General features: G+C 43.2%; 13 protein-coding genes. All 13 read left to right on the plus strand.

Going from position 1 to position 10,023, the window contains the following annotated elements; genetic code table 11:
- Window positions 1-214 precede the first annotated feature (214 nt).
- The 13 genes from ettA to tcmP all read left to right on the plus strand — a co-directional run bounded on the left by ettA (window position 215) and on the right by tcmP (window position 9,915).
- The gene (gene ettA, locus VST71_05060) at window positions 215-1,900 is read left to right on the plus strand and encodes an energy-dependent translational throttle protein EttA (GenBank protein MEC4685085.1); all 1,686 of its coding nucleotides are present in this window, start codon (window positions 215-217) and stop codon (window positions 1,898-1,900) included.
- 181 nt (window positions 1,901-2,081) lie between these two features.
- On the plus strand, window positions 2,082-3,149 hold the full coding sequence (locus tag VST71_05065; protein MEC4685086.1) for a type IV toxin-antitoxin system AbiEi family antitoxin: 1,068 nt from the start codon (window positions 2,082-2,084) through the stop codon (window positions 3,147-3,149).
- Window positions 3,143-3,997, plus strand: coding sequence for a hypothetical protein (locus VST71_05070; protein ID MEC4685087.1), 855 nt, complete (start codon window positions 3,143-3,145; stop codon window positions 3,995-3,997). Before VST71_05065 ends, VST71_05070 begins: the two co-directional genes overlap by 7 nt.
- Complete coding sequence (locus VST71_05075) at window positions 3,994-4,239, plus strand: DUF2283 domain-containing protein (protein MEC4685088.1); 246 nt, start codon at window positions 3,994-3,996, stop codon at window positions 4,237-4,239. The genes VST71_05070 and VST71_05075 overlap by 4 nt, the downstream gene beginning before the upstream one ends.
- A gap of 144 nt (window positions 4,240-4,383) precedes the next feature.
- Complete coding sequence (locus VST71_05080) at window positions 4,384-4,599, plus strand: DUF2283 domain-containing protein (protein ID MEC4685089.1); 216 nt, start codon at window positions 4,384-4,386, stop codon at window positions 4,597-4,599.
- A gap of 131 nt (window positions 4,600-4,730) precedes the next feature.
- Window positions 4,731-4,946: a DUF4258 domain-containing protein gene (locus VST71_05085; GenBank protein ID MEC4685090.1), complete on the plus strand. Its 216-nt coding sequence runs from the start codon at window positions 4,731-4,733 to the stop codon at window positions 4,944-4,946.
- Window positions 4,921-5,175: a type II toxin-antitoxin system MqsA family antitoxin gene (locus VST71_05090; GenBank protein MEC4685091.1), complete on the plus strand. Its 255-nt coding sequence runs from the start codon at window positions 4,921-4,923 to the stop codon at window positions 5,173-5,175. Before VST71_05085 ends, VST71_05090 begins: the two co-directional genes overlap by 26 nt.
- Before the next feature lie 303 nt (window positions 5,176-5,478).
- A complete protein-coding gene (locus VST71_05095; protein MEC4685092.1) occupies window positions 5,479-6,345 on the plus strand; it encodes a phospholipase D-like domain-containing protein in 867 nt (288 codons plus the stop codon).
- Between the two features lie 282 nt (window positions 6,346-6,627).
- The gene (locus tag VST71_05100) at window positions 6,628-7,365 is read left to right on the plus strand and encodes a TIGR04255 family protein (protein MEC4685093.1); all 738 of its coding nucleotides are present in this window, start codon (window positions 6,628-6,630) and stop codon (window positions 7,363-7,365) included.
- Window positions 7,362-7,874, plus strand: coding sequence for a hypothetical protein (locus VST71_05105; protein ID MEC4685094.1), 513 nt, complete (start codon window positions 7,362-7,364; stop codon window positions 7,872-7,874). The genes VST71_05100 and VST71_05105 overlap by 4 nt, the downstream gene beginning before the upstream one ends.
- Before the next feature lies 1 nt (window position 7,875).
- Window positions 7,876-8,256: a hypothetical protein gene (locus tag VST71_05110; protein ID MEC4685095.1), complete on the plus strand. Its 381-nt coding sequence runs from the start codon at window positions 7,876-7,878 to the stop codon at window positions 8,254-8,256.
- A gap of 72 nt (window positions 8,257-8,328) precedes the next feature.
- On the plus strand, window positions 8,329-9,507 hold the full coding sequence (locus tag VST71_05115; protein ID MEC4685096.1) for an SIR2 family protein: 1,179 nt from the start codon (window positions 8,329-8,331) through the stop codon (window positions 9,505-9,507).
- Between the two features lie 111 nt (window positions 9,508-9,618).
- Entirely contained in the window at window positions 9,619-9,915 is a 297-nt protein-coding gene (gene tcmP, locus VST71_05120; protein MEC4685097.1) for a three-Cys-motif partner protein TcmP, read from the plus strand.
- Window positions 9,916-10,023: the final 108 nt, after the last annotated feature.

The raw sequence follows: 10,023 nt of genomic DNA on the forward strand, positions 1-10,023 counted from the left end.
GTTTTTTTAAGGTTGACTAAAGATACTTAATAATCAAACGGTTAGGTTTAATGCTGCCTGTATGTCAGATAAAGACTGTCTCCGGCAGCAATTTACGGCAATAGCTGTCAGGGATTGTTTCAGGCTATAATCCCTGAATTATGGTATACTTCAAGTTACATTTTTGACAGGCTGAAAAACACTTCAGGGACAGAAAGAGAGGATTTTAAAGAGGATGAGCAAAGAACTGAACAAGATTATTTACTCCATGATAGGGGTTAGCAAGTATTACGACAAGAAGCCGGTACTGAAAGATATCTATCTCTCCTACTTCTACGGGGCAAAGATCGGCGTCATCGGCCTGAACGGATCAGGAAAAAGCTCCCTTCTCCGTATCCTTGCGGGAAAAGACAAGGAATTCAACGGGGAAGCGGTCATAGCACCCGGCTACACCGTGGGCTTCCTTGAGCAGGAGCCGGAACTTGATGACACCAAGACCGTGAGGGAGAGCGTTGAAGAAGGGATGCAGGAGACAGTCGACGCCCTTAACGAATACAACCGGATTAATGAAAAATTTGCCGAGCCGATGTCTGATGATGAGATGAGCAGGCTTATTGAACGTCAGGGAGAGGTGCAGGAGAAGCTGGATGCCCTGGATGCGTGGAATCTGGACTCACGTCTGGAGATGGCCATGGATGCCCTGCGCTGCCCTCCAGGAGACACACCGGTAAGGCTTCTGTCAGGAGGGGAAAGGCGCCGTGTGGCCCTTTGCAGACTCCTGTTGCAGAAGCCGGACATCCTCCTGCTGGACGAGCCCACAAACCACCTTGATGCCGAGACAGTGGCCTGGCTGGAGCATCACCTCAAAAGCTACCCCGGCACCATCATTGCAGTGACACATGACCGCTACTTCCTTGACAACGTTGCAGGATGGATTCTGGAACTGGACCGGGGAGAGGGGATTCCGTGGAAGGGTAATTACTCCTCGTGGCTGGAGCAGAAGAAAAACCGTCTGCAGCAGGAGGAGAAGTCAGAGAGCGAGAGGCAGAAGACCCTGCAGCGCGAGCTTGAGTGGATACAGATGTCTCCCAAGGGCCGTCATGCAAAATCCAAAGCGCGTATCAATTCCTACGAGGCCCTTCTCCGCCAGGATATCGAAAAACGGTCAAAAGAGCTCGAAATCTATATTCCACCCGGCCCCCGTCTGGGTGATGTCGTCATCAATGCCGACAGCGTAAGCAAGGCATACAGCGACAATCTTCTTATGGAGGATATGACCTTCTCCCTTCCTCCGGGCGGCATTGTCGGCATCATAGGACCTAACGGAGCCGGAAAGACCACACTTTTCCGGATGATTACCGGACAGGAAAAGCCTGACTCCGGCACTTTTAAGACCGGAGAGACCGTAAAGCTGGCATACGTTGACCAGAGCCGCGATGACCTCGATCCGGACAAGACTGTCTGGGAGGTCATCACCGAAGAGGCAGATGTTGTCCAGCTCGGCAAGAGGCAGGTCAACTCACGCGCCTATGTGGCGCGCTTCAATTTCTCCGGGGGTGATCAACAGAAGAAGGTCTCTATGCTCTCCGGAGGCGAGAGAAACCGCGTCCACCTGGCCCGTATGCTGAAGGAACCGGCCAATGTCCTTCTTCTTGACGAACCCACAAATGACCTGGACGTAAACACCATGCGTGCGCTCGAAGAGGCCCTGGAGAATTTTGCAGGCTGTGCCGTAGTCATCAGCCACGACCGGTGGTTCCTTGATCGTATCTCCACCCACATACTCGCCTTTGAGGGTGACAGCAAAGTGGTCTGGTTTGAAGGGAACTACTCCGAATACGAGGCAGACAGAAAGGCCCGCCTCGGCGCTGCCGCAGACCAGCCCCATCGCATCAAATACCGGCACCTGACCAGGGGGTAAGTAGTGCGGACTCTGCACTCTCCGCTGTTAAAATTTTCCCCCATCTGCGGATTTATGACTCGACGCACATCCTGTCCGTCCTGACTCTGGGGTAAAAGTATTGTTAGGGATCATCCGTATTCATGGTTACCCTTGATTTTTGTTTCACTCTGTAGTAATATTACACCATATGGTGAAACACATGAACAGAGTGAAACAAACAGGAAACGACATAATAAAAGAGGCCCGAAAGTGTCTTGAGTCTGCCCTTTCAGAGATTCCTTTTGTTGAAATAAAAGAGATAAAGTCGAATGTCAGGCTTGATAAGAGAGAAGTTGATCTTATAGTAAAGGTTCTCGTTTCTGGAAAACCAGCCAAATTTATTGTTGAAGTTAAATCTCAGGGCGAACCACGAATGACAAGAATGGCGGCTGCCCAGATCAATAGTTTTACCAAGAACTATCCTGATTCCTACGGGATATTTATCGCCCCCTATCTCAGTGATGCAAGCAGACAGATATGTAAAGAGGCGAGAATAGGATGTATAGACCTTGCCGGGAATGCCTTTCTGTCCTTCAAAAATATCTTTATTGATAGAAGCGGAAGGCCAAATCCATTTGCTTTTACACGCATTTCAAGGTCTGTATTCTCAACAAAATCGAGCCGTGTTCTGCGGGTATTACTTTCAGAGCCGACTAAAAGATGGTTCGTTGAAACCATGTCTAAAGAGGCAGGAATCAGTATTGGACTGGTCTCAAAAGTCAAAAAAGCTCTCCTTGAGAAAGAATGGATTAAGGAAGAAAAGAGGAAGTTTTATCTCGTTAAACCTGAGGATGTTCTCAATGAGTGGGTTAATAATTACTCTTATATAAAGAATCAGAGCTTCTCTTTCTATTCAGGCCTCTCCGGAATCCAGCTTGAAGAGGAAATTAAGAAGGCTTGTGATAAAAGAAAGTGGCAGTATGGCCTGGCATTATTTTCAGGGGCACGGAAAATTGCCCCATTTGTTAGATTCTTGAGGTTCTTTGCCTATATTGATGGCGATATTGAGGTTATAGCAAATTCTCTCCAGTTTAAAAGAGTAGAGACTGGTCCGAATGTGACACTCCTTCAACCATACGATGAAGGTGTCTTTTACGGTCTACGAGATATAAATGGAATTAATGTTGTTTCAGACATTCAACTTTATCTCGACCTGAAAAGCTATAAAGGGCGCGGTGAAGAGGCGGCACAGGCGATACTTGAACAAAAATTAAGGCCGAAATGGTAAGCATAAGCGACTATGGAAACAGAGAGGTTAATGCTTGCAAGGCTGTTATTCTGGAACTTGTCCATCTCCTTGGAGAGATAAAGGATGAAATGGTAATAATAGGAGGCTGGACTCCATCGTTTTTATTGCCCCATGCCGATGATCCACATGTAGGAAGCCTCGACATAGACCTTGCACTCGATTTTTCAAAAATCCCGGATGATACTTACCAGACCGTATTGGAGGCATTTCTGAAACGCGGATATACACAGGATAAAGATCAGCCATTCAGGTTTTATCGGAAGGTTAATATTGAAGGTGATGATCCTGTAACAGTAGAAGTCGATCTTATGGCAGGAGAGTATGGAGGCACGGGTAAAGGCCACAGGACGCAAAAGGTTCAGAATGTTCGTGCAAGAAAGGCAAGGGGCTGCGATCTTGCATTCGATACCCCGGTTACCGTAACGCTTGAAGGAGAACTGCCCGAAGGCGGGAGAAATCGTGTAAGCTTTAAGGTGGCAGGGATAGTGCCGTTTCTTGTCATGAAAGGTATGGCAATGCATGAAAGGATGAAGGAAAAGGATGCTTATGACATCTTTTATTGTATTGAACACTTTCCTGGAGGAGCAAGAAAGCTCGTTGAAGAATTCGTGCCATATAACGAGAACAGACTCGTTGTGGAGGGCCTTGCAAAAATAAGGTCGAAGTTTGCTTCAGTAGATCATGTTGGACCGAAATGGGTTGGAGATTTTATGGAGACAGATAATAAAGAAGACCGGGAAATAATAGTCCGCCGCGCACATGAAAAGGTGTCAGAACTCCTTGACAAACTCAAAATCAATACATGGGAGGAAAGGGATTCCTTATGAAGATTATATACGATCCGGATACTGATACATTAAGCCTGATTTTCAGAGAGGAAGATATAGCTGAAAGCGATGAGATAAGAGAAGGCGTGATCATAGATTACAGTAAAGACGGCAAAATCGTGTCCATGGAGATCCTTGATGCTTCAGAACAGATATCTGATGCGGGTAAATCTCTTTTCCCCAATCTGCGGAAAATCTGCGAAATCTGCGGCCAGATGCAGTCTTTACTTCTCTCCTTTTAACTCTGATCTCTCTGTGGCCGATTGTAAGGTTGTGAAAGCTGCGCATTTGCTGGGGTCTTTAATTGTCATGAATTCCGCATTTCCCTCTGCTGCTCTATTGAAATTATTGCGGATAAGTTGTAGTATTTAAAGGGGAAAAAGAATATGGAAAAAATAACAATTACATATGACAAGGTTGGAAATACGCTGGATGTCTGGTTTGAAGAACCAAGGCCCTGTATTAACGAAGAGGTCGGAAACGGGGTTATTATCAAAAAGGATAAAAACGGAGAGATCATCGGCTTTGAGAAGATAAACTATCTCAAAAAGGACAGACCAGAGGATGTTAAGTCCATACCATTTGAAGTTTCTATTGTATAAAAAACGGGTTGGTCACAAATTACGTTAAATAGAGTTAAATCACACAGGATATATTAATCCTCGTCCATCTCTGAACCCACCTTACTGCCCCTTTATATCTTCTTTCCCAATCTGCGGAAAATCTGCGTAATCTGCGGCTTAATGCATTAAAAGATTGTATCATAATAGAAGATTATGATATGAAAGGCAGGCCCCTTCCTGGCTGCCTTGTGCTCGGATATACGGCGTCTCTGCCTGTGCATTCGGTAATAGCCGTTGACAGGGAGCTTGACCGGGTATTCATGATCACGGTTTATAAACCTTCTGCGGAGAGGTGGGAAAATGGCTGGAAGAAAAGAAAAAAATAAAACAAGGAAGTGTCCCCTATGCGGTGGGGAAATGAGTGACGGCATGACAGCAGCGCCTTTCTTTATCAACGACAGGGTTATTGTTATCAAAGATGTGCCTGCCGAGGTCTGCGGAGACTGTGGAGAGGCATATATGAAAAGCCATGTTGTTGACAGGATCGAGGCTCTACTTGACAGGCTTGAAGACCTTCATTCGGAAGTCTCTATCGTTCATTACAAAGCAGCTTAACACCTGATGATATGCTAAAAAAGAAAAGCAAAAAGCTGTTAAACAAGTATTAGCTCATGTCCATAAAAAGTGGACATCAAGACATGCCGGAATTTTTGACTGATTGTGGATTTTCCACCTGCCTATATCGCAAACACATTAAAAGGCTTTTGTGTATGTTACTTCAAGAATACCGACCATAACCCCGAGTCCCCGCCACACTGTCCTGTTGCTCTATTGAAATTATCGCCGATAAGTTGTAGTATTTAAAGGGAAAAAAAGAAGCGATGAAAATACATAGAGGCAAAAACCAATGATATATCCATGCATTCAGATCTAACCTTTATAACCAACGAAGAAAACAGGAATCTCCTTGACAGATTCCAGGTGCTGATCAGGGACACCGACTTTTTCGATGTCCTTGTCGGGTATTTTTATACAAGCGGCTTCAAGCCGCTCTATAAATCACTGGAAAACACAAAAAAGATCAGGATACTGATCGGTATCGGCACCAATAAAGAGACGGTTGACCTTGTCCGGCAAGTCAGCAGTAGTGGACAGCAGATATTTCGGTTTTCCCATGCAGAAGTGAAAGAGCGGTTTTCAGAGGAAGTTGCCAATGAAATGGAAGACTCTGAAGACAACAGAGAGGTTGAGGAGGGGATTACCAAATTTTCAGAGTGGCTTGATAGCGGAAAACTGGAAATAAAAGCATATCCTGCCGAAAACATACATGCCAAACTCTATATCATGACCTTTGCCGAGGGAGACCGGGATGCAGGAAGGGTCATTACCGGATCAAGTAATTTTACTCAAGCCGGGTTGGTTGATAATCTGGAATTCAATGTAGAGCTTAAGAACAGGGCGGATTATGATTTTGCCCTCAACAAATTCAATGGACTCTGGGAAAACGCCGTTGACGTAAAAGATAAATATATTGAGACGATCCGGACAAAAACGTGGTTGAACAACACCATCACCCCCTACCGGTTATATCTGAAATTCCTGTATGACTATTTTAAGGACGAGATAAGCCAGGCCGATGAGGTCTTTTTTAAATATGTGCCTGAGAATTTCAGGAAACTCGAATATCAGGAACAGGCAGTCCTGAATGCAAAGAAGATTCTTGAGGAGTACGGAGGGGGTTTTATATCAGACGTGGTTGGCCTCGGAAAGACGTATATGGGATAGTCACGAATAGCGTTGACAGCTTAATATCCTGGGAGAACAAAAATGGCTCAAGGCCTTCCGTCCGCTGAAGAACACGCTTGAGCTCAGGCCTGTTTATCATTGCAAGGATGAGAGGTTTAGGACTCATGTTCTCATATGCTTCCTCTCCAGGTGCTTGTCCGTATCTGCGAGCGTCAGACAGGCCTAAGCTGGAACCGTTGTATATGGACAAACTTAAAAATGATCAGAACTGTTAATTCTGCTATAATAAAATAAAATTAAAAATTTCTTTAGGAGTATAACTTGAGAGAATATCCTATATTAAAGAACGCACCTATAACAGAAGCTCTTATAGATATTCGTGTAAAACTGCCGAATGACTTTGATGTCACAGAGATAGATTCAATATATGAAAGCATTTCAGCAGATTACCCTGAAAAACAAGTGCAAAGACAAATCGAAGCTCAAATTGACATAAAAAAGGAAGAATCAGTAAAAACATCTGCCACTAAAGTTACGGGCTACCGTTATATTTCCTCGGACAGAAAGCAGATAATACAGGCCAGCTTAGATGGTTTTACTGTTAGTAGATTGAAACCGTATATCCGATGGGAACAACTACGTAACGAAGCATTTAGACTATGGAAATTTTATCGGAATATTACATCTCCAGAGTGTATTACAAGAGTAGCAGTACGCTACATTAATAATCTGAATATTCCTATGCCCATAAAGGATTTTGGTGAATATTTAACTGCACCTCCTGTTGTACCGCCGGAATTACCTCAAGGAGTAAGCAGCTTTTTGACTCGTGTGGTAATACATGAGCCATCTATTGGTGCCAACGCTATAATTACTCAGGCCCTAGATCAGATCGTTACCGATATAGCTCCAATTATACTTGACATTGATGTTTTTAAGTTTCAATCAGACGGAATAGAGGAAAAAGATGCATGGGAGATAATAGAAAAGCTGCGACAGTTTAAGAATGAAATATTTTTTAGCAGTATTACAAATAAATTAAAGGAGATATACAAATGAGCACAGCAATTCAATGTATTGATTGTCCAAGTGTTTCAAGTTTCTCCGGCATTGGATTCAGTGATGAATTTAGTAATCTCAAGAAGTACTGTGAAAACGGAATCAGAGAGTTAAGAAAGGCAGAAACGATAGGCAGGCCGTTAGAAGAAGCACTGCAGTCACTGGAAGAAGTGTTCCAGGAATGCTCCGAAGAGGGATGGGACGGATATGATGCACTTCCAATAAGTGAAGAGGCATATCTTGAAGCACGAAGGCTGCTTGAGAGCCTACCGTTAACCTCGTTTATCCCTATGCCAGAGATCATTCCAGAACCTACGGGCGAGATAGGTTTGGAATGGTCAAAAGGCCCTGATATGGTATTCGTCATTAGCGTCAGAGGGAAGAACGAGATCGTCTATGCCGGGTTATTCGGCAAAAATAAAACCCACGGGATTGAGTATTTTAGTGAATCTTTACCTGCTGTGATCATAGAAAATCTAAAAAGATTATACTTGTCAGGTTGCAAGTAAATTGACACCGATAAAGTTATCAGAAATTCTGTCAAGATTTGTTTTGCAAAGAAATTGGTATAGGCCCTCGGACAATCGAGTAAAGTATGCTGCATTTATGCCTAACCCTAAAAATGGTGAAACATCTGTATTCCGTACTTCAGAAATTTCTGATGTTGAAACTTGGCAGATCGGTGAGCATGAAGTCGCCATGAAACGGGGCAAACCAATATTAGGCCGGGCTGATATTGAAGCATCGGTTGTAATGTCAAAAGACTTAAAGATCGTTCCCAGCGAACCTCCCGAAAGACATGCAAACGTAATTGACTGGCCAAATGAAAAGTCTGAACAGAAATTGATCGCGATCGAGTTAGCCGAAAGATCGCGTTTCTATAAAAGATGAATGAGCAGGAATGAAGAACTCCGTCCTGAGTGGTTCCTGTGAGGAGAACTCTATACACTTCAAAGGCAAGATATGAACGACCATACCAAAAAGACGGTTATTATTGTTGGGACAGGGGCTACAATAGGGTCTGGGTATTTAAAATGTGGCAATCCGCTGCCTGGAGATAAAGGATTCTTCGGTCATGCAGTGGTAAGAAAAATGGTTAAAGAATATCCAGCCCTTTGTATAATGCTTGATTTCTTTAACTCCCACAGGGACAACTGCAACTATGAGATGGCGAGCCTGGAGGAAGTGTGGACGTTTCTGGAGTTTTGCTCTAAAGGTATTTATTCCAAAATATACAATTTTGAAAAAGAGAAAAAGAAGTGGATAGGATGGGCATGGGATCTTACCAATCATCCTCCTGATAAGCACTGCCTTTACGATACATACAGCAATGATTTTACTATCCCGCCAGATTCGAGCAAAATAGATTTGTTCCTCATTGCAGGCTGGGAGCTTCGCGCATTGTTGTCAGAGATCTACAGAAATTGCAGACTGGAAAACGGCAGAAACGTTTATAAGAATTTTATGAAAGCCTTTGAGATTAATAAAAGTGAGGGAACCGTCTTTATAAGTTTAAATTACGATACTATACTTGAAAAGGCATTGAATAGTATCGTCAAGGATTCCTGGCATTATTCACATATAAAAACCAACGTTAACAGAAAAGAAGATGGTATTCAGGTTTTAAAACCCCATGGCTCCTTTAACTGGTTAATGAAAGGAAACCCAAACTTTTCGATAACAACGGATTATGGTCTTGAGCCTGTACAGAACAGATGTCATGAGGTTGACAAATTTGAACAGGCAGCGATAATTGCTCCCACACAGTTAAAGCAGGAAGTGAATGTGAACGAGACTCAAAACCCTATTACAACTGAGCTATTTTCTAAGATATGGAATAGTATGGCAAAAGCATTGATTGATGCTGAGAATGTTTTTATTATCGGGTATTCATTCCCTCCGACTGATTATCATTTACAGTGGTTATTCAGGGTTGTGAACCGGCAAAGAAAAAATAGGAAATACAAGAAGGTTTATTGTTGTGTAAAGACTGACAACGATAATGAGCTCAAAACAATCTCCTCCAAAACAAAACTTCTCCTTCCTGCTGAAGAGGGGAACTACGACATTTGGCAGAATGGATTTAAGCAATTTAGACCCAAAAAGAAAAGAAACAGAAACGTGTCAGGTCTTGACCTGTGATGCAGCATCCTGAAAAACTGAGGAAAATTCAGTTGGACAGGGTGATAATACGATGCAGCCCAGGGGTGGTTCCTTATCCCTGACAAAACCGACTTTTAAATGAGATGAACAGTGAAAATTGATCAAATAGGCATATGGTCTGAAATCAAACTGGAGATAATTAAAGACTACGCCGGTACTTATACAAGGATAATGAATAACCAGAAATGGTGTAAAGGATATGTCTATATAGACGCCTTTGCAGGTGCGGGAAAGCATATCAGCAAAACAACAGGAGAATCCATTCCGGGGTCTCCGTTAAACGCACTCGGTGTTGTTCCACCATTTACAGAATATCACTTTATTGATCTTGATGAAAAAAGAGCGGATGTTTTTACTAATCCTAAAACAAGCGAGGTTTTTCTATGAGTTGCATAGAGCCCCATCTTATCCATTGACGAATTACATTTTTGCCTGTTAATCTCTCGAAGCGCTGATTTAATAGTATGAATGCCTCGATCAGTCCCATCATAAAAC

It is taken from the genome of Nitrospirota bacterium, assembly GCA_035873375.1.
In the GTDB taxonomy this organism is placed as follows: Bacteria; Nitrospirota; Thermodesulfovibrionia; order Thermodesulfovibrionales; family JdFR-85; genus BMS3Bbin07.